Origin of the sequence: Herbaspirillum frisingense GSF30 (genome assembly GCF_000300975.2) — a bacterium.
Lineage (GTDB): Bacteria > Pseudomonadota > Gammaproteobacteria > Burkholderiales > Burkholderiaceae_D > Herbaspirillum > Herbaspirillum frisingense.
In genome coordinates, this window is the sequence record NZ_AEEC02000035.1 from 1 (window position 1) to 20005 (window position 20005).

The window sequence follows — 20005 nt, forward strand, 5'->3', positions numbered from 1 at the left end:
AGGACATGCTGCCGCCGCCGGTCACCCTGAAGCGCCTGATGCCGGCTGATGCCCTCAAGATCCGCGGCGCCCACAACGCCATGAATGCACTGGCCGCGCTGGCCCTGTGCCGCGCCATCGACCTGCCGATGGCGCCGCTACTGCACGGCCTGCGCGACTACACCGGCGAGCCGCACCGGGTGGAGCTGGTCGGCGTGATCCAGGAAGTGGATTACTACGACGACAGCAAGGGCACCAATGTCGGCGCCACCGTGGCGGCCCTGAACGGACTGGGCCTGGGTGGTCGTCCGAACCGCATCGTGCTGATCGCCGGTGGCGATGGCAAGGGCCAGGACTTTTCGCCGCTGGACCTGCCGGTGCAGAAATATGCCCGCGCCGTACTGCTGATCGGCCGTGACGCCCCCGCCATCCGGGCAGCGCTGGCCGACAGCGGTGTCGATCTGATCGATTGCGCCAGCCTGGAAGCGGCCGTCGAAAAAGCTGGCGAGATCGCGCGCGCCGGCGACATCGTGCTGCTGTCCCCGGCCTGCGCCAGCCTGGACATGTTCCGCAACTACGCCCATCGTGCCGAGGTCTTCGTGGATGCGGTGCGTGAGCTGGCGCTCTCGCGTGGCGAGGTACTGGCATGAAACTGAACCTGTCCTCGATGCGCAGCTTGCTGGGTGGCCTCAAGGAGGCTGCGCCGGTAGCAGCCGGCCGGGTCCGTGCCGGTCGTGGCAGCGCATCGGGCAGCATCGGTCTGGAGCAGCGTTCGCGCATGATGGAATACGACCAGCCGCTGATCTGGGTGGTCTTGCTGCTGATGCTGTTCGGCATGGTGATGGTGTATTCGGCCTCGGTGGCCTTGCCGGATTCGCCCAAGTACGCGTCCTATTCGAATTACCACTTCCTGATCCGCCAGGCGATCTTCATCGTGGTCTCCATCATCGCTGGCGCGCTGGCCTTCCGCGTGCGTATCGAGACCTGGCAGAAGTGGGCACCCTACCTGTTCGGCATCACCCTGATCCTGCTGCTGATGGTGCTGGTGCCGGGCGTGGGCAAGGGCGTCAACGGCGCCAAGCGCTGGCTCTCGCTGAAGATCATCAACCTGCAGCCTTCCGAACTGATGAAGCTGTTCATCGTCCTCTATGCGGCCGACTACACGGTGCGCAAGCAGGCGGTGATGCACAAGCTGGTCAAGGGTTTCTTCCCGATGGCCGCGGCCGTCGGCCTAGTGGGTCTGTTGCTGCTGCTGGAACCCGACCTGGGTGCATTCGGCGTGATCGTCTGCATCGCCATGGGCATCCTGTTCCTGGGCGGTATCAATGGTGTCTGGTTCGGCGGCATCGGCGCCACGCTGGTGGGCGTGTTCTCGCTGGTCATCGTGACCTCGCCCTGGCGGCGCGAGCGCATCTTCGCCTACCTCAATCCCTGGGAAGAAGAAAATGCACTGGGCAAGGCCTACCAGCTGTCGCACTCGCTGATCGCCTTCGGGCGGGGCGAGCTGTTCGGCGTGGGCCTGGGCAGCAGCGTGGAAAAATTGCATTACCTGCCGGAGGCGCACACCGACTTCCTGCTGGCGGTGATCGGCGAGGAACTCGGTTTCGTCGGCGTGCTGGTGGTGGTGCTGCTGTTCTACTGGCTGGTCAAGCACGCCTTCGAGATCGGCCGCCAGGCCATCGCGCTGGACCTGACCTTTGCCGGCCTGGTGGCCAAGGGCATCGGCATCTGGCTGGGCGTGCAGGCTTTCATCAACATGGGCGTGAACCTGGGTCTCTTGCCCACCAAGGGCCTGACCTTGCCGCTGATGAGCTACGGGGGATCGGGCGTGCTGTTGAACTGCGTCGGCCTGGCCATCCTGTTGCGCATCGATTACGAAAACCGGGTCCTGATGCGCGGAGGTCGCCTATGAGCGCGCCGCGCAAGTTGCTGATCATGGCGGCCGGGACCGGTGGTCATATCTTCCCCGGCCTGGCCATTGCCGAGACCATGCGCGCGCGTGGCTGGCAGGTATCCTGGCTGGGTACCACCCACGGCATGGAGCGCGATCTGGTGCCGCGCCACGGCGTGGAGATGGACAGCATCGTCTTCGCCGGTCTGCGCGGCAAGGGCCTGATGCATACGGTCAAGGGCGTGTGGCGCCTGGCGGCCAGCTTCTTCCATTGCTTCAGCATCCTCGGTCAGCGTCGCCCGGACGTGGTGCTGGGCATGGGGGGCTACGTCACCGTGCCGGGTGGTGCGATGGCGCGCCTGCGCGGCAAGCCGCTGGTGCTGGTCAATGCCGACGCGGCGCTGCTGCTGTCCAACAAGACCTTGACGCCGCTGGCCGACAAGGTGCTGTTCGGTTTCCCCGCCGATTTCGGCCGGGCGGCCGGCAAGGCCGAGGTCACCGGCAATCCGGTGCGCAAGGAAATCATCGCCCTGCCGCAACCGGGCGAGCGTTATGCCGCGCGCACCGGCCCGCTGAAGATCCTGGTGGTGGGTGGCAGCCTGGGTGCCAAGGTACTGAACGACAACGTGCCTGCCGCACTGGCCCGGCTGCCTGCCGAGTTGCGCCCGCAAGTCACGCATCAGTCCGGCAAGCAGCATATCGTCGCGCTGCGCGCGGCCTATGACGCTGCCGGTGTACAGGCCGAGGTGCTCGATTTCATCGACGACATGCCGCGTCGCTACGCCGAGGCCGATCTGGTGATCTGCCGCGCCGGCGCGATCACGGTCTCCGAGCTGACCGCCGCTGGCGTGGCCAGCGTGCTGGTACCGCTGGCGGTCTCGACGACCTCGCACCAGATCGACAACGCCAGGTGGATGGCTGCCAACAAGGCGGCGATCCACCTGCCCCAACGCGAACTGACGCCGGAACACCTGGCCGGTTTGCTGCAGAAACTGGACCGCGCTGCATGCCATGAAATGGCGCAGGCGGCATACGAACAAGGCCGGCGCGATGCCAACGAGGCAATCGCGCGCGTGCTGGAAGGACTGGTAACACCATGAAGCATCGCGTCAAGAACATCCACTTCGTCGGTATCGGCGGCTCCGGGATGAGCGGCATCGCCGAGGTTCTGCTGAACCTGGGCTATGGCGTCTCCGGCTCCGATCTGGGCAGCAACGCCGCCACCCAGCGCCTGGCGCAACTGGGTGCCTGCATCCGCTACGGCCATGCGGCCGAGAACATCGAGGGCGCCGACGCCCTCGTCACTTCCACCGCCGTCAAGGGCGACAATCCGGAAGTGCTGGCAGCGCGCAAGAAACACATCCCCATCGTGCCGCGTGCGGTGATGCTGGGCGAGCTGATGCGCCTGAAGAAGGGCATCGCCATCGCCGGCACCCACGGCAAGACCACCACCACCAGCCTGGTGGCCAGCGTGCTGGCGCAGGGCGGGCTGGACCCCACCTTCGTCATCGGCGGTCGTCTCACCAGTGCCGGCGCCAATGCCAAGCTGGGTACCGGGGAATTCATCGTGGCCGAGGCCGACGAGTCCGATGCCTCGTTCCTGAACCTGATGCCGGTCATCGAGGTGATCACCAACATCGACGCCGATCACATGGAGACCTACAACCATGACTTCGCGCGTCTGAAGCAGGCCTTCGTCGAATTCACCCAGCGCCTGCCGTTCTACGGCGTGGCCGTGCTGTGCCTGGATGATCCGCATGTGCGTGAGATCATGCCGATGGTCTCCAAGCCCATCCTCACCTATGGTTTCCATGAAGATGCCGATGTGCGTGCCATCGACGCCAAGGCGGTGGACGGCAAGATGGAATTCACCGTGATCCAGGACGGCTATGCACCCATGCAGGTGAGCCTGAACCAGCCCGGCATGCACAACGTGCAGAACGCCTGCGCCGCCATCGCCATTGCCCGCGAGCTGGACGTGGATGACGCCGCCACCCAGAAGGCGCTGACCGAATTCAATGGCGTCGGTCGCCGCTTCACCCGCTACGGCGAAGTGCCGATCACCGATGCCCAGGGCAAGCCGGCCGGCCACTTCACGCTGGTGGACGACTACGGTCACCATCCGGTCGAAACCGCCGCCACCATCGCCGCCGCCCGTGGCGCCTATCCGGGCCGCCGCCTGGTGCTGGCCTTCCAGCCGCACCGCTATACCCGCACCCGCGATCTTTTCGAGGACTTCGTCAAGGTGCTGTCTTCGCCGGACGTGCTGGTGCTGGGTGAGGTCTATGCGGCCGGTGAATCGCCCATCGTGGCCGCCGACGGCCGCTCGCTGGCGCATGCCCTGCGTGCTGCCGGCAAGGTGGAGCCGGTATTCGTCGATGACATCGGCGACATGCCGGAGACCATCCGCAACGTGGTACGCGATGGCGATGTGGTCATGACTATGGGTGCGGGATCGATTTCCGCCGTACCGGCGCGCCTGGTGGCACAGGCCGGTGGCAAGAACGAACAGGGGGGCGCATGATCAGCCAGGACCAGATCAAGGCCTTCGGCCGCGTCGGCGTGCTCTTCGGCGGCCGTTCGGCCGAACGTGAAGTGTCGATGATGTCGGGCAATGGCGTGCTGCAGGCCCTGCGCAGCAAGGGCGTGGATGCGCACCCCTTCGACCCTGCCGTGCGCTCGCTGGGCGAACTGCAGGCCGAGAAGTTCGATCGTGTCTTCATCGCCCTGCATGGCCGCTATGGCGAAGACGGCACCCTGCAGGGTGCGCTGGAACAGATGGGCCTGCCCTATACCGGCCCCGGTGTGATGGCTTCGAGCATCGCCATGGACAAGGTCATGACCAAGCGCATCTGGCTCTCGCACGGCCTGCCCACGCCGCGCTTCCTGACGCTGGACGCCAAGGCCACCAACCGCGAGCAGCTGCGCCTGGTGCCGGACGAACTGGGCCTGCCGCTGATGCTCAAGGCCCCGCACGAAGGCTCGACCATCGGCATCGCCAAGGTCAACGGCTATTCGGACATGCAGGAAGGCTTCGACCTGTGCGCCCGCTACGACAGCGTGGTGCTGGCCGAAGAATTCATCCGCGGCCGCGAGTTGACCGTGCCGGTGCTGGGAACGGGCCGTGAGGCGCGTGCCTTGCCGGTCATCGAGATCCGCGCACCGGAGGGTAACTATGATTACCAGAACAAGTATTTCACCGATGACACGAAATATTTGTGTCCGGCCCCGCTTGACGAGGAACTGACGCGCCATCTGCGTGATCTGGCGGTACAGGCTTTCAATGCGCTGGGTTGCCGCGGCTGGAGCCGGGTCGATTTCATGTTGCGCGAGACCGATGGCAAGGCCGAACCCTATCTGCTGGAAATCAACACCTCGCCCGGCATGACCGGTCATTCGCTGGTGCCGATGGCGGCCAAGGCGGTGGGCATGAGCTATGAGGACCTGTGTTGCGAAATCCTGCAGATGGCGGCGCTGGACATGACGCCTTCCAAGGATTGGACGCCGCAGGCGGGCCAGTCGTGATGGTTCGGGTCTAAGGGAGCGCGCGCGTCGATGTGGCAGGACGTCAAGATGCTCAACGCCATCAGCAGTGCGCTCATTGCGCTGGTGCTGCTGGCCCTGGTGGCATCCGGTTTGTGGTGGGTGGCGCAGCGGCCGATGTTTACGCTGCACACGATACGTATCGAGTCCGCCGGCGAGTTGCCGCTGGAAAAGGTCAATGCGTTGACGGTGCGGGCGACGGCGGTGCCGCGCATCCACGGCAATTTCTTCACCGCCGACCTGACGGCGGTGCGGGCGGCCTTCGAGGCCGTGCCCTGGGTGCGCAAGGCCATGGTGCGGCGCGAATGGCCGGACCGGCTGGTGGTGAAGATCGAGGAACACAAGGCCCTGGGTACCTGGGGTGAAGATGGCAAGTTGTTGTCGCAGAAGGGCGATGTGTTTACCGCCAACCTGGCCGAGGCCGAGGACGACGGTGACCTGCTGGAATTCGATGGCCCGCCCGGCAGCGAGCAGCAGGTAGTGGCGCGGCTGGCGCTGTTCCGCCAGTGGTTCGCACCGATCAAGCTGGAGCCGGAGTCGCTGGTGCTGTCCAATCGCTATGCCTGGACGGTGCGCCTGGACAACGGCATGACGGTCGAACTGGGGCGTGATCAGGGCGATGCGGTCCTGAAGGAACGTGTGGCAAGGCTGGTGGCGGTGTATCCGCAACTGCTGGAAAGATTGCAGGGCAAGATAGAAAGTGTCGACTTGCGCTATCCCAACGGGATGGCGTTGAAGGCGGATGGCATGGTGCTGGCGGCAATGAACGGGAAAAAGAAATAAGCGGAACGCTATGACAAAAGACGCAAAAAATCTGATCGTCGGCCTGGACATCGGCACCTCGAAAGTGGTGGCGGTGGTGGCCGAGGTGCTGCCCGACGGCCGCCACGAAGTGATCGGGCTGGGCCAGTCCGAATCCAAGGGGCTCAAGAAGGGGGTGGTGGTCAATATCGAAGCCACCGTCGAATCCATCCAGCGCGCCCTGGAAGAGGCCGAGCTGATGGCCGACTGCAAGATCCGCAATGTCTATACCGGCATTGCCGGCAGCCACATCCGCAGCTTCAACTCCAGCGGCATGGTGGCCATCAAGGACAAGGAAGTCACGGCGGCCGACGTCTCCCGCGTGCGTGATCGAGACTGCCAAGGCGGTCAACATCCCGACCGACCAGCAATTGCTGCACACGGTGCCGCAGGAATTCATCGTCGACAACCAGGAAGATGTCCGTGAGCCCATCGGCATGAGCGGCATCCGCCTGGAAGTGAAGGTCCACATCGTCACCGGCGCCGTCTCGGCCGTCCAGAACATCGTCAAGTGCGTGCGCCGCTGCGGTTTGGAAGTATCGGACCTGATCCTGCAACCGATGGCCTCGGCCGATTCGGTGCTGACCACCGACGAGCGCGAGCTGGGCGTGGTGCTGGTCGATATCGGCGGCGGCACCACCGACGTGGCGGTGTTCACCGAAGGCGCGATCCGGCACACCGCGGTGATTCCGATTGCCGGCGACCAGATCACCAACGACATCGCCATGGCCCTGCGCACGCCGACGCTGGAGGCCGAAGAGATCAAGCTGCGTTATGGCGTGGCCAAGCAGATCCTGGCTGATCCGACCGAGACCCTGGAAGTGCCGGGCCTGGGCGACCGCAATCCGCGCACGCTGTCGCGTCAGGCGCTGGCGGCGGTCATCGAGCCGCGTGTGGAAGAGCTGTTCGCGCTGGTGCACCAGGTGGTGCGCGAGTCGGGTTACGAAGAGGTGCTGTCCTCCGGCATCGTCCTCACCGGCGGCTCGGCGATGATGCCGGGCATGACCGAACTGGCCGAGGACATCTTCTTGAAGCCGGCCCGCCTGGGGACTCCCGAATACAGCGGCCAGCTGGCCGACGTGGTGCGCAGCCCGCGCTACTCGACCGTCCTGGGCCTGCTGCAGGAAGCCAAGAAGCAATACCTGCGCGGCTACATCGTGACCCGCCAGGAAGGCTCGGTGAAGGCGGTCTGGCAGCGCATGAAGGAATGGTTCCTCGGCAACTTCTGAGGACCGCGTCCCGCGGGCTATACGGGCGGGCTGTGGAATGCATCAGGATGTAAAAGCATTGGTGGGCGCTGGCGTAACGGCTGTAGGGTTCAGGCAGTCGACATGGACGGGACGCCAGCAGATGGGCAGGACGGTTTTGTTGGGATAGCGGTAGCAGGCATGACTCGCGACATTCATTCGTAGCATTCGTAGCATTCGTGGCATCGGCAGTATTGGTTTCAAAAGTTAAAGCAGCAACAACAGGGAATTGAACGTATAGACAGCAGTGATCAGTTGCTAGTCGTCACACCGCGTGATGCCTATCAACTGCCAGCTGCAGGACACATATATTTAAAGGAGTCATCATGGAAATCGATATGGTCGACAATGCGACGCTGGGGACGATCATCAAGGTCGTTGGCGTTGGCGGTGCTGGCGGCAATGCCGTGCAGCACATGATTAACAAGGGTGTCTCTGGCGTCGAATTCATCGCCGCCAACACGGATGCCCAGGCGCTCAAGCAATCCAAGGCGCATAACGTCATCCAGATTGGTGATACCGGTCTGGGCGCCGGCATGCAGCCTGACGTCGGGCGCCGTCTGGCCGAGGAAACCCGTGCCCGCATCGAAGATTCCCTGCGCGGTGCGCACATGGTCTTCATCGCCGCCGGCATGGGTGGCGGCACCGGCACGGGTGCTGCACCGGTGGTGGCGCAGGTGGCCAAGTCGCTGGGCGCGCTGACCGTAGCCGTGGTCTCCAAGCCGTTCTCCTACGAAGGCCAGAAGTGCATGGACATCGCCGACGCCGGTCTGGAAGAGCTGACCCAGCACGTCGATTCGCTGATCATCATCCTCAATGAAAAGCTGGAAGAGATCTACGAAGACGACAGCATGATCGAATGGCTGTCCCATGCTGACGACGTGCTCAACAACGCCGTGGCCGGTATCGCCGAGATCATCAATGTCCCGGGTCACATCAACGTCGACTTCAACGACGTCAAGACCATCATGGGCGAGCAGGGCAAGGCCATGATGGGTACCGCCACCGCTGCCGGCGTGGACCGCGCCCGCGTGGCCGCCGAGCAGGCTGTGGCCTCGCCGCTGCTGGATGGCATCGACCTGTCGGGCGCCCGCGGCGTGCTGGTCAACGTGACCGCCAGCCGTGGCCTGAAGGGTAAGGAAATCAAGGAAGTGATGGCGACCGTGCGTGCCTTCGCTGCCCCTGACGCTTCCATCGCCCAGGGTATCGCCTACGACGACAGCATGGGCGACGAGATCCGCGTCACCGTGGTGGCCACCGGCCTGGGCCGTGCCCGCAAGGCCGTGCAACTGGTGCAGACCCCGGTCATGCGTACCGGTACCCACAACGAACCGATGATGGCCGTCGGTGGCGTCATGCCGCAAGGCGCAGCGCAACCGGCTGCGGCCTTCGGTGGCCTGAAGGCCCCGGCCGTGTGGCGTCGCGAGTCGGCTTCCGACACCGTGCGCGCGCTGGAAAAGAACGGCATGGAAACCTACGACATCCCGGCCTTCCTGCGCAAGCAGGCGGACTGAGTCGGGTGTTCGCCGCTGACCTGCGCAGTCGAAGCAGGCCGGCCGGTTCCGAGGCATACTAACGCCGCGCCTGGTGCGCGGCGTTTTTTCGTGCGTCGCCTGCGGGCAACTCATCTGTCCGATCGATCAATCGGGCCAGATTCATCACCTAGATCACTTATACAACCAGACGAGGAAACACCATGACCATCAAGATCGGCGACCGCCTGCCCGAAGGCACCCTGACCGAATTCATCGAGACCGAGACCGAAGGCTGCAGCCTGGGCCCCAACGCCTTCAAGGTGTCCGACCTGGTCAAGGGCAAGAAGATTGCCCTGTTCGCCCTGCCCGGCGCCTTCACCCCGACCTGTTCGGCCAAGCACGTGCCGGGCTACATCGCCCTGGCGGATCAGTTCAAGGCCAAGGGTGTGGACGAGATCTGGTGCCTTTCGGTCAACGACGCCTTCGTCATGGGCGCCTGGGGCCGCGACCAGAAGGCCACCGGCATCGTGCGCATGTTCGGCGACGGCAGCGCTACCTTCACCAAGGCACTGGGCATGGAGTTCGACCTGACCGAACGCAACATGGGCGTGCGTTCGCAGCGCTATTCGATGCTGCTCGAAGATGGCGTGGTCAAGCAGCTGAACCTGGAAGCACCGGGCAAGTTCGAGGTGTCCAACGCCGAGACCCTGCTGGGCCAACTTGGCTGATTTCCTCCGGGAATCCTGCAACGGCATGCTGCGGCATGCCGTTTTGCTTTGTGGAAATGGCAAGTCCTGCAAGAAGTCGTTGCGAGACCACACCGGCGGGTCTTTGCAGATGGGAACGATTTGCAACAAAGCCGCGCCGTGGCGGGGCGGGGGGAGGGCATCTTGGCTATAATGGCCGGATGTTGAAACAGCGCACAATCAAGAATCTGGTCAAGACCACGGGCGTCGGTCTGCACTCCGGCACCAAGGTCGAGCTGACCCTGCGCCCGGCCGCGCCCGACACCGGCATCATCTTCCGTCGCGTCGACCTGGACCCGGTGGTCGAGCTGCCGATGATGGCCACTGGCGTGGGCGACACCCGCATGGCCTCGACCCTGACCAAGGATGGCGCCAAGGTTTCCACCGTCGAACATCTGCTGTCGGCCTGCGCCGGCCTGGGCATAGACAACCTGTATATCGATCTGACCGCCGAAGAAATCCCCATCATGGATGGCTCGGCCTCGTCCTTCGTCTTCCTGCTGCAGCAGGCCGGCCTGCAGGAACAGAATGCGGCCAAGAAATTCATCCGCGTCAAGAAGCCGGTGGAAGTGCGCGAAGGCAGCGGTGACAAGGAAAAATGGGCGCGCCTGGAACCCTATGACGGCTTCCGCCTGAAGTTCTTCATCGAATTCAACCACCCGGCCGTGGATGGCACCGGCCAGGTCGCCGAGGTCGATTTCGGCATCGACTCCTACGTCAAGGAAATCGCCCGCGCGCGTACCTTCGGTTTCATGCAGGACGTCGAAACCCTGCGCGGGATGGGCCTGGCGCGGGGCGGTTCGTTCGAGAACGCCATCGTCATGGACGAATACCGCATCCTCAACGCCGATGGCCTGCGCTACGACAACGAGTTCGTGCGCCACAAGATCCTGGACGCCATCGGCGACCTCTACATCATCGGCCATCCCTTGCTGGCCAGCTACGACGCCCACAAGTCCGGCCACGGACTGAACAACCTGTTGCTGCGCGAACTGCTGTCGCAACCCGACGCCTATGAAATCGTCAGCTTCGACAAGCTGGAACAGGCGCCGCAGACCTACGTCATGCAGGCCAAGCAGGAGTGGGCGCTGAACTGATCGCTTAACCGCACAGCAGCAGCCCTGAATGCAGACGCCCCGGCCTGGACCGGGGTGTTTCTTTTTGGCGCTGCAGAGTGGGCTGGTAAAAAATCTTGTAAATCTTTTATCAGGACAGGGGCGGGCGGGTCTAGCTTCCCTCGGGAAATGGCGACGATTCCCCTGCCTGCTTGGACGATCTGCGCCCGTCACGACGCCGTATCATGGCATCGATCGCATCCTTCAGACCTTGACTGCGGGGGTCGCTGGCCAGCGTACTGCTGAGCTCGGCGAAGGAGGAGAGGGCGCCCTCGGTCAGCTCCAGCACCCGTTTGGGCGGAGGCGGAGGGGCAGTTTTGCCAACTTGCACTTTGATTCGGATTGAATTAACCTGCCATCCGTCCTTCAGCAGGCGGTCCTGCAGCCTCGGGGTTTGCTGCTTCAACCGGGCCGCCAGCGCTGCATTGGGCGCGCTCATGACCAGCACGCCAGCTTCGAACTGCAAGATCTGACACGCGGCAAACATCGCCGGCAACGACGCGGCGACCGACTGCTGCAGCGTGCCCATGCGAGCCAGGGCGGGCAAGAGCGCCGCCATCGTCGAATTCGACCGCAAGAAATCCGCGGCTCCCTTCGTGCTCTTCGCCATGCGTTGGGCGCTCGTGGGGGCAGGCCGATAAGGGGTGAACGTAGATGGGTACTTCATCTTTAAACCTTATCACATCCGGTGTCTGACCGGCCGGAGACCAAGGAGCAAAGATGCAAATTATCCTGCTGCACCCCCGTTTCACCAAAGCCCGTTCCGTCACGCTGGGCAGCAAGCACCTGTTCATCCTGATGTTCCTGCTGGTCGGCCTGATCGCCGGCTCCTCGACACTGATCACCTACTTCCTGCTGCGCCAGGCCGGAGACCCCGATGCCTCCCCGCTGCTGCACAAGCTGGCGGTATCGATGAGCCAGGAAGAGGACGGCCGCAACGAAAAATTCCTCAAGGAAAACCTGGCCATGATGGCCGTCAAGGTCGGCGAGATGCAGGCCCAGATGATGCGCCTGGATGCGCTGGGCGAGCGGGTGCAGGGCCTGGCCGGCATCCGTCCCGAGGAATTCAACTTCAAGGAGTCGCCCGGTCGCGGTGGCGCCGAAGTCTCCAGCCTGGCCGGTCCGGGCCGCGATGTCGGCCTGGACGAGTTGCGCCGCATGCTGGACAACCTGGCCGTGGATGCCGGGCATCGCACCGATTACCTCAACGCCGTCGAATCCACCCTGATGGGTGACAAGATCAAGTCGCGCCTGTTGCCGACCAACCAGCCGGTCAACGTCGCCTACAATTCGTCCAGCTTCGGCTGGCGCCTGGATCCTTTCACCGGCCACAACGCCTTCCATGAAGGCCTGGACTTCCCCGCTGCGGTCGGTACGCGCATCGTCGCTGCGGCGGCCGGCGTGGTGATTGCCTCGGAATATCATTACCAGTTTGGCAACATGCTGGAAATCGACCACGGCAACAACATCATCACCCGTTACGCCCACGCCTCGCGCCTTTATGTGAAGGTGGGTGACATCGTCAAGCGCGGCCAGCATGTGGCCGATGTTGGCTCCACCGGCCGTTCCACTGGCGCCCACCTGCATTTCGAGGTGCGCATCCGTGGTATCGCCCAGGACCCGCGCAAGTTCCTGGCGCTGGGCGCCAATGGTGGCAACCAGCCCAAGCAGATGCCGGTGTTCGTGGCCGGTCGCTGAGCCCTGGCCTCCGGCCGGGCGCGCCGGCATGAATATTTCTTCACGCGCCCCTTCCACCTTGAAACCTTGCAAACCTGCCCGATCTAAGGCTTTACCGCCCCGGGCCGGGCCGTAAAGCCATTGGCGCGGGCCTGCGTGCTAAAATCCATGGTTTATTTTCGGGCGTTGTCGGCCGGAACCCCACGGCCGGGTGCCAAACGTCTATCTGCCGGATCATTCATCGGCGCTTTTATAGAATCCAAGCATGTCATTCCTGACCAAGATTTTCGGCAGCCGTAACCAGCGTCTGCTCAAACAATATCAAAAAATCGTCCGCCAGATTAACGCGCTGGAGCCCTCGGTCGAGAAGCTGACCGATGCTGAACTGCAAGCCAAGACGCCCGAATTCAAGCAACGCATCGCCGGCGGTGAAGCGCTCGACGCGATCCTGCCGGAAGCCTTTGCGGTCTGCCGCGAAGCCAGCCGTCGCGTGCTCAAGATGCGCCACTTCGATGTCCAGCTGATCGGTGGCATGGCCCTGCACTTCGGCAAGATCGCCGAAATGCGTACCGGCGAAGGCAAGACCCTGATGGCGACCCTGCCGGCCTACCTCAATGCCCTGGCCGGCAAGGGCGTGCACGTGGTGACCGTCAACGACTACCTGGCCCAGCGCGATGCCGAGGACATGGGTCGCCTGTACAGCTGGCTGGGCCTGACCACCGGCGTGAACCTGTCGCAGATGGAACACGACGTCAAGCAGGAGGCCTATGCCGCCGACATCACCTACGGCACCAACAACGAATTCGGCTTCGACTACCTGCGCGACAACATGGTCTTCGATGCCGACGACCGCGTGCAGCGCGCCCTGAACTTCGCCATCGTCGACGAAGTGGACTCGATCCTGATCGACGAAGCGCGTACCCCGCTGATCATCTCCGGCCAGGCCGAGAACCACACCGAGCTGTACCACAAGATGAACGCCGTGCCGCCGCTGCTGACGCTGCAGATCGGCGAGGAAACCCCCGACGGCAAGGGCAAGATCGAAGTCCCGGGTGACTACACCAAGGATGAGAAGAGCCACCAGGTGCTGCTGACCGAAGCCGGTCACGACAAGGCCGAGGAAATCCTCACCCAGATGGGCTTGCTGGCTGAAGGCGCCTCGCTCTACGACGCCGCCAACATCACCCTGATCCACCACCTGTACGCCGCCCTGCGCGCCCACACCCTGTACCACCGCGACCAGCACTATGTGGTGCAGAACGGCGAAGTGGTGATCGTGGACGAATTCACCGGTCGTCTCATGACCGGCCGCCGCTGGTCCGACGGCCTGCACCAGGCGGTGGAAGCCAAGGAAGGCGTGAAGATCCAGAACGAGAACCAGACCCTGGCCTCGATCACCTTCCAGAACTACTTCCGCATGTACGGCAAGCTCTCCGGCATGACCGGCACGGCCGATACCGAAGCCTACGAATTCCAGGAAATCTATCACCTGGAAACCGTCGTGATCCCGCCCAACCGTCCCAATGCCCGCAAGGACCGCCAGGATCAGGTCTACAAGACCGCGCAAGAGAAGTACATGGCGATGGTCAAGGACATCCAGGACTGCTACGAGCGCGGCCAGCCCGTGCTGGTGGGCACCACCTCGATCGAGAACTCGGAACTGCTGTCGGGCATCCTGACCAAGGCCAAGCTGCCGCACAACGTCCTGAACGCCAAGCAGCACGCTCGCGAAGCCGAGATCGTGGCCCAGGCCGGCCGTCCCAAGATGATCACCATCGCCACCAACATGGCCGGTCGCGGTACCGACATCGTGCTGGGTGGCAACATGGGCAAGCAGATCCAGCTGATCGAGGCCGACGAGTCCCTGTCGGACGCCGACAAGGCCGCCAGGTCGCAGCAGCTGCGCGATGAATGGCAGTCCCTGCACGACCACGTGGTCAATGCCGGCGGCCTGCACATCATCGGTACCGAACGTCACGAATCGCGTCGCGTGGACAACCAGTTGCGTGGCCGTTCCGGCCGCCAGGGCGACCCGGGTTCCTCGCGCTTCTACCTGTCGCTGGACGATGCGCTGCTGCGCATCTTCGCTGGCGACCGCGTGCGCGCCATCATGGACCGCCTGAAGATGCCCGAAGGCGAACCGATCGAGGCCGGCATCGTCAGCCGCTCCATCGAATCGGCCCAGCGCAAGGTGGAAGCCCGCAACTTCGACATCCGCAAGCAACTGCTGGAATACGACGACGTCGCCAACGACCAGCGCAAGGTGATCTACCAGCAGCGTAACGAGCTGCTGGAATCGGTGGAAATGGCCGAGATGATCGCCTCCCTGCGCGATGGCGTCTTCACCGACCTGTTCCGCCAGTACGTGCCGGCCGAGTCGATGGAAGAGCAGTGGGACATCCCGGGCCTGCAAGCTGCGCTGACCGGCGAATGGCAGCTCGACGTCTCGCTGGAAGCGATGCTGGCAGCCGAGCCCGATCTGTCCGACGAAGACCTGCTGGAGCGCCTGCTGACCGCTGCCAAGGACGCCTACGACGCCAAGGTCGCCGTGGTCGGCGTGGAGGCCTTCGCCGGTTTCGAGCGCAGTGTCATGCTGCAGAGCATCGACAACCACTGGCGCGAACACCTGGCCGCGCTGGATCATCTGCGCCAGGGTATCCACCTGCGTGGTTATGCGCAGAAGAACCCCAAGCAGGAATACAAGCGCGAAGCCTTCGAACTGTTCGCCCAGATGCTGGACCTGATCAAGAACGAAGTGATCAAGGTGGTCATGACGGTCCGCATCCAGAGCCGCGAGGAAATCGAAGCGGCCGAGGAAAGCATGTCCGGTGGCTCGCCCATCAACGTCAACTACCAGCACGCCGACTTCAATCCCGAAGCCGCGCCCGAGGAACTGCTGGCGCCGACGGCCCTGGCCGACAGCGACGATGGTTCAGAGTACCCCAAGGTCGGTCGCAACGACCCCTGCCCATGCGGCAGCGGCAAGAAGTACAAGCAATGCCACGGCAAGCTGGCCTGATCACCTGATCGTCCGCCCGCTGTCGAAGAGAAGGCCGTTCCCCCGCCCGGGTGAACGGCCTTTTTGCTGGTGGCTGTCGCTACGCGCTGCTGTGCTTCAGGCCTTATGATGAGCGCACCGGCCGCCAGGCCCCGCCAGATTGTCAGCCCTCCAGGAGAACAAGAAGATGATATCCGCCACGTCTTTCCGTCCCGCCCTTTGCGGCGCGCTGGCTGCAGCCCTGCTGCTGGCCGGCTGCGCCTCGTCGCCGCTGCCGCAATGGCGCGACAGCGACAACGCCGGCTATGCCCCGGTCACGCCCTCCATCCCCATCACCAACACCGGCGTGCCAGCGGTGGCCATCAGCACTGCCGCGCCCACCCGCGCGGCGCTAGTGGCGGCGGCCAGGGCCGAGTGGGATTTCTTCGGCAACCAGCAGATCGACATGCGCCACGATCCCTTCAGCGCGCCGCGCCTGGGCCTGCTGGAAGATGAAGGCGAGGCGGTGCAGCGCGTGGCCGAATACTGGCATGCGGTCGGCAAGAACCTGACCGGTGCCGACTGCCAGCAGGCCTGGTCGGCGGCCTTCATTTCCTGGCTGATGGTCAGCAGCAATGTGGCGCCGCAGGACTTCGCGCCCAACGAAACCCATTTCAACTACCTGAGCTTCCTCAAGGACCGCCAGTCGCGTCCCTCGCCGCAATTCGTGCTGCGCCCGCCCGAGAGTGAACCGCTCACGCCCGGCGACCTGATCTGCGCTCCACGCGGCAACAACAATGCGACCTCCATCGACGAGATACGCCCCGGCCTGGCAGGGCATTGCGACATGGTGGTGGAAGTCCATGCCGAGGACGGCTGGGCCGGGGTGATCGGCGGCAATGTCTTCAACTCGGTGTCCGAATCGCTGATTCCGGTCGATGACCAGGGCCGGGCGCAGCCGATCGCGCAGCGGCCCTGGCTGGTGGTGGTCAAGAACCTGCTGCCCTGATCGGCACATCGCATGTTGATCCTGGCCAAGATCCTGCTCGGACCGCTGCTGTTGCTGCAGGGCAGGCGCCTGCGCAAGACCGCATTGCGCCTGCCCGAGGCCAGCGGCCCGCGCAGCGGCGTGGAGATACCGGCCAGCTATGTCAGCGCCAGCGCTGCCACCGCGCCGCTGCGGGTGCTGGTGGTCGGGGATTCCTCGGCCGCCGGTGTCGGTGTGGAACATCAGGAGCAGGCGCTGGCCCAGCCGCTAGCGCGCCAGCTCGCCACCCGCAGCGGCCGGCCGGTGGCCTGGCAACTGGTGGCGCAGAGCGGCGTCAATTCGCTGGAAGCCCTGGACCTGCTGACGCGTCACGAGATCGGCCCGGCCACCGTGCTGGTGGTAGCGCTGGGCGTCAATGACGTGACCTCGCAGATGTCGGCCCGCCGTTATGTCGCCAACCTGCGCCAGCTGAGCGAGCGCCTGATGGCGCAGGCCGGTGTGGAACACATCGTCTTTTCCGGCTTGCCCCCCATGCATCTGCTGCCGTTGGCGCCGCAGCCGCTGCGCTGGTACCTGGGCCGCTGCGCCCGCAAGCTGGATGGCGCATTGCGCGCCTGGATAGGGCGCGACCCGGCGTTGCGCTACTGTTCGCTGCAATGGACGCTGCCGCACGACATGGCGCTGGACCGCTTCCACCCCGGCCCCGGCCAGTATGCCCAATGGGCAATGATGTGCGCCGAGATCGTCGAAACCGGCTTCCTGCGTCATCAGCCGGTGACGGAAAGTGTTTAAAATACGCGTTCCGATTTTTACGCTGAAAGCTCGCCATGGCCGTCAATTCCCCGATCCCCGTCCCTTCCGACCTCAAAGCCGTTGCCGGCATCGAACTCGGCCATGCCGAGGCGGGCGTGCGCAAGGCCAATCGCAAGGACGTGCTGGTCATGAAGCTGGCCGAGACCGCCACCGTGGCCGGCGTATTCACCAAGAACCGCTTCTGCGCTGCACCGGTGCAGATCTGCCAGGCCAACCTGGCCCAGTTGAGCGCCGCCAAGCCCATCCGTGCGCTGGTCATCAATACCGGCAATGCCAACGCCGGCACCGGTGAAGAAGGCCTGCAGCGCGCCAGGTCGGTCTGCGCCGCCCTGGCCCAGCAGATGGGCGTGGAGCCGCAGCAGATCCTGCCGTTTTCCACCGGCGTGATCCTGGAGCCGCTGCCGGCAGAGCGCATCATCGCCGGCCTGCCGCAGGCCATCGGCAACCTCAAGGCCGATAACTGGTTCAACGCGGCTGAGTCCATCATGACCACCGACACCCAGCCCAAGGCCGCTTCGCGCACCCTGAGCATCGGCGGCAAGCAGGTGGTGATGACCGGTATCAGCAAGGGCGCCGGCATGATCAAGCCCAACATGGCCACCATGCTGGGCTTCCTGGCCTTCGACGCCAAGCTGCCGCAGGCGCTGCTGAACCAGCTGGTCAAGGACGCCGCCGACCACTCCTTCAACTGCATCACCATCGATGGCGACACCTCGACCAACGATTCCTTCATCCTGATGGCCACCGGCGCCGGCGAACTGGAGATCACCAGTGCCGACAGCGACGACTACAAGCAACTGGCCGCCGCCGTCACCGACCTCTCGCAACACCTGGCGCACCAGATCGTGCGCGATGGCGAAGGTGCCACCAAGTTCATCGAAGTGGCCGTGGAAGACGGCAAGAGCGTCGAGGAATGCCGCCAGATCGCCTATTCCATCGGCCACTCGCCCCTGGTCAAGACCGCCTTCTTCGCCTCCGATCCGAACCTGGGCCGCATCCTGGCTGCCATCGGCTATGCCGGCATCGACGACCTGGATGTGTCCAGGATCAACCTCTGGCTGGACGATGTCTGGGTCGCCAAGGACGGCGGCCGCAACCCTGACTACCGCGAGGAAGACGGTCAGCGCGTCATGAAGAAGGCCGAAATCGTGGTCCGTGTGAAGCTGGCGCGCGGCACGGCCAAGGCCTCCATCTGGACCTGCGACCTGTCGCACGATTACGTGTCGATCAACGCCGACTACCGTTCCTGATCTCCTGACAGGACCTGTCACCGCGCGCCCGCCAGCCCACCATCCCCGGGCTGGCGGCGTGCCCGGGATGGTGGCGGCAACATGAATGCCCGCGCCCTCGGAACAATTTAATTCACGCCGGCCGCTGCCGTGTTGCGCCACAATGTGGCGTCGCATCTACTCTCAAGCCCATCCCAAGCACTGATCACCATGACCCAGTTAGACCAATTCCTGCAGCGTGCCGAAGCCTTGCTGGCGCGCGTCGAAGCCATCCTGCCCAATGCCGCCGCCCGCGAACCGGACTGGAACGCCGCCGTCGCCTTCCGCTGGCGCGGTGCCACCGCCCAGCGTGCCGGCTACCTGCAGGCCGTGGGCCAGATTTCGCGGATCGGCCTGTCCGACCTGCACAATATCGGCCCGCAAAAGGAACAGATTGACCAGAATACCCGCCAGTTCGTCGAAGGCCGCCCGGCCAACAACGTGCTGCTGACCGGCGCGCGTGGCACCGGCAAGTCCTCGCTGATCAAGGCCTGCCTGAACCAGTACGCCGACCGTGGCCTGCGCCTGATCGAGGTGGACAAGGACGACCTGCACGACCTGCAGGACATCGTCGAACTGGTGGCGGCGCGCCCGGAGCGCTTCATCGTCTTCTGCGACGATCTTTCCTTCGAGGAAGGCGAGGGCGGCTACAAGGCGCTGAAGGTGGCGCTGGACGGCAGCATCGCGGCCCAGTCCGACAATGTGCTCATCTACGCCACCTCCAACCGCCGTCACCTGATGCCGGAGCGCCTCTCCGACAACAGCACCTATACCCACACCGAGGATGGCGACCTGCATCCCGGCGAGACGGTGGAAGAAAAGATTTCGCTCTCCGAGCGTTTCGGCCTGTGGGTGACCTTCTATCCCTTCAAGCAGGACGACTTCCTCGACATCGTCGCCCACTGGCTGCGCCACTTCGGTTGCACCGACGCCCAGATCGCCGAAGCCCGTGCCGATGCGCTGCGCTGGGCGCTGCAGCGCAGTTCCCGCTCGGGCCGCGTGGCCTGGCAGTTCGCCCGTGATTACGCCGGCAAGGCGCAGGCCTGATGAGCCAGAACGCCAAGCCGATCGACGTCGCCGTGGGCATCCTGATGCAGCCCAACGGTGACGTGCTGCTGGGCCAGCGCCCGCAAGGCAAGCCCTATGCCGGTTACTGGGAGTTCCCGGGCGGCAAGGTGGAGCCGGGCGAAGGCATCTTCGCGGCCCTGCAGCGGGAGTTCAAGGAAGAGCTGGGCATCGAGGTGCTGGACGGCGAACCCTGGTGCGGCGTCGAACACGTCTATCCGCATGCCCATGTGCGCCTGCACTTCTACATCAGCCGCCAGTGGCGCGGCGAGCCGCAAAGCCTGGAAGGCCAGGCCTTTGCCTGGCAGGGGAGCGTGGGCGTGCAGCCGCTGCTGCCGGCGACCATTCCGCTGATCCAGTGGCTGGACCAGTTGCGCTACGGCGAGCCGGCGTGAGCGTGCTCAAGCCTTGGCCCTGGCA

Annotated in this window: 17 protein-coding genes and 1 pseudogene; 17 read left to right on the top strand and 1 reads right to left on the bottom strand. The window is 64.3% G+C overall.

Annotation, left to right across the window (positions count from 1 at the left end):
• From HFRIS_RS19570 to lpxC, 10 genes and pseudogenes are all read left to right on the top strand, one after another.
• Nucleotides 1–629: glutamate ligase domain-containing protein (locus tag HFRIS_RS19570; protein WP_006713153.1), on the top strand; the 629-nt coding region annotated here is incomplete at its 5' end.
• Entirely contained in the window at nt 626–1891 is a 1266-nt protein-coding gene (gene ftsW, locus HFRIS_RS19575) for a putative lipid II flippase FtsW (RefSeq protein WP_006713154.1), read from the top strand. The genes HFRIS_RS19570 and ftsW, both read left to right, overlap by 4 nt.
• Nucleotides 1888–2970 (top strand): undecaprenyldiphospho-muramoylpentapeptide beta-N-acetylglucosaminyltransferase, encoded by a 1083-nt coding sequence (gene murG / locus HFRIS_RS19580; RefSeq protein ID WP_006713156.1) that lies wholly within the window; start codon nt 1888–1890, stop codon nt 2968–2970. Before ftsW ends, murG begins: the two co-directional genes overlap by 4 nt.
• Nucleotides 2967–4394: a UDP-N-acetylmuramate--L-alanine ligase gene (murC, locus tag HFRIS_RS19585; protein ID WP_006713158.1), complete on the top strand. Its 1428-nt coding sequence runs from the start codon at nt 2967–2969 to the stop codon at nt 4392–4394. The genes murG and murC overlap by 4 nt, the downstream gene beginning before the upstream one ends.
• On the top strand, nt 4391–5395 hold the full coding sequence (locus HFRIS_RS19590; protein WP_006713161.1) for a D-alanine--D-alanine ligase: 1005 nt from the start codon (nt 4391–4393) through the stop codon (nt 5393–5395). Before murC ends, HFRIS_RS19590 begins: the two co-directional genes overlap by 4 nt.
• Before the next feature lie 30 nt (nt 5396–5425).
• Nucleotides 5426–6196 (top strand): cell division protein FtsQ/DivIB, encoded by a 771-nt coding sequence (locus tag HFRIS_RS19595; protein WP_006713162.1) that lies wholly within the window; start codon nt 5426–5428, stop codon nt 6194–6196.
• Between the two features lie 10 nt (nt 6197–6206).
• Nucleotides 6207–7443, top strand: a pseudogene (ftsA, locus tag HFRIS_RS19600) (cell division protein FtsA).
• 344 nt (nt 7444–7787) lie between these two features.
• Nucleotides 7788–8975 (top strand): cell division protein FtsZ, encoded by a 1188-nt coding sequence (gene ftsZ, locus HFRIS_RS19605; RefSeq protein ID WP_006713164.1) that lies wholly within the window; start codon nt 7788–7790, stop codon nt 8973–8975.
• Nucleotides 8976–9157: 182 nt separating this feature from the next.
• Nucleotides 9158–9664, top strand: coding sequence for a peroxiredoxin (locus HFRIS_RS19610; RefSeq protein WP_006713165.1), 507 nt, complete (start codon nt 9158–9160; stop codon nt 9662–9664).
• A gap of 179 nt (nt 9665–9843) precedes the next feature.
• Nucleotides 9844–10779 carry a UDP-3-O-acyl-N-acetylglucosamine deacetylase gene (lpxC, locus tag HFRIS_RS19615; protein WP_006713168.1) on the top strand — a complete coding sequence of 312 codons (936 nt, stop codon included), beginning with the start codon at nt 9844–9846 and terminating at the stop codon, nt 10777–10779.
• 130 nt (nt 10780–10909) lie between these two features.
• Here lpxC and HFRIS_RS19620 read toward each other — a convergent pair whose 3' ends face one another.
• Nucleotides 10910–11464 carry a DciA family protein gene (locus HFRIS_RS19620; protein ID WP_039876583.1) on the bottom strand — a complete coding sequence of 185 codons (555 nt, stop codon included), beginning with the start codon at nt 11462–11464 and terminating at the stop codon, nt 10910–10912.
• 53 nt (nt 11465–11517) lie between these two features.
• Here HFRIS_RS19620 and HFRIS_RS19625 point away from each other — a divergent pair, with 53 nt between their 5' ends.
• The 7 genes from HFRIS_RS19625 to mutT all read left to right on the top strand — a co-directional run bounded on the left by HFRIS_RS19625 (nt 11518) and on the right by mutT (nt 19980).
• Entirely contained in the window at nt 11518–12495 is a 978-nt protein-coding gene (locus HFRIS_RS19625; protein WP_006713171.1) for a M23 family metallopeptidase, read from the top strand.
• Nucleotides 12496–12739: 244 nt separating this feature from the next.
• A complete protein-coding gene (gene secA, locus HFRIS_RS19630) occupies nt 12740–15493 on the top strand; it encodes a preprotein translocase subunit SecA (protein ID WP_006713173.1) in 2754 nt (917 codons plus the stop codon).
• A gap of 166 nt (nt 15494–15659) precedes the next feature.
• Nucleotides 15660–16460 carry a DUF2272 domain-containing protein gene (locus tag HFRIS_RS19635; RefSeq protein WP_006713174.1) on the top strand — a complete coding sequence of 267 codons (801 nt, stop codon included), beginning with the start codon at nt 15660–15662 and terminating at the stop codon, nt 16458–16460.
• Between the two features lie 12 nt (nt 16461–16472).
• Complete coding sequence (locus HFRIS_RS19640) at nt 16473–17231, top strand: SGNH/GDSL hydrolase family protein (protein ID WP_006713176.1); 759 nt, start codon at nt 16473–16475, stop codon at nt 17229–17231.
• 35 nt (nt 17232–17266) lie between these two features.
• Entirely contained in the window at nt 17267–18502 is a 1236-nt protein-coding gene (gene argJ / locus HFRIS_RS19645) for a bifunctional glutamate N-acetyltransferase/amino-acid acetyltransferase ArgJ (RefSeq protein WP_006713178.1), read from the top strand.
• A gap of 189 nt (nt 18503–18691) precedes the next feature.
• Nucleotides 18692–19567 (top strand): ATP-binding protein, encoded by an 876-nt coding sequence (locus HFRIS_RS19650; protein ID WP_006713179.1) that lies wholly within the window; start codon nt 18692–18694, stop codon nt 19565–19567.
• On the top strand, nt 19567–19980 hold the full coding sequence (mutT, locus tag HFRIS_RS19655) for an 8-oxo-dGTP diphosphatase MutT (RefSeq protein ID WP_006713181.1): 414 nt from the start codon (nt 19567–19569) through the stop codon (nt 19978–19980). The genes HFRIS_RS19650 and mutT overlap by 1 nt, the downstream gene beginning before the upstream one ends.
• Nucleotides 19981–20005: the final 25 nt, after the last annotated feature.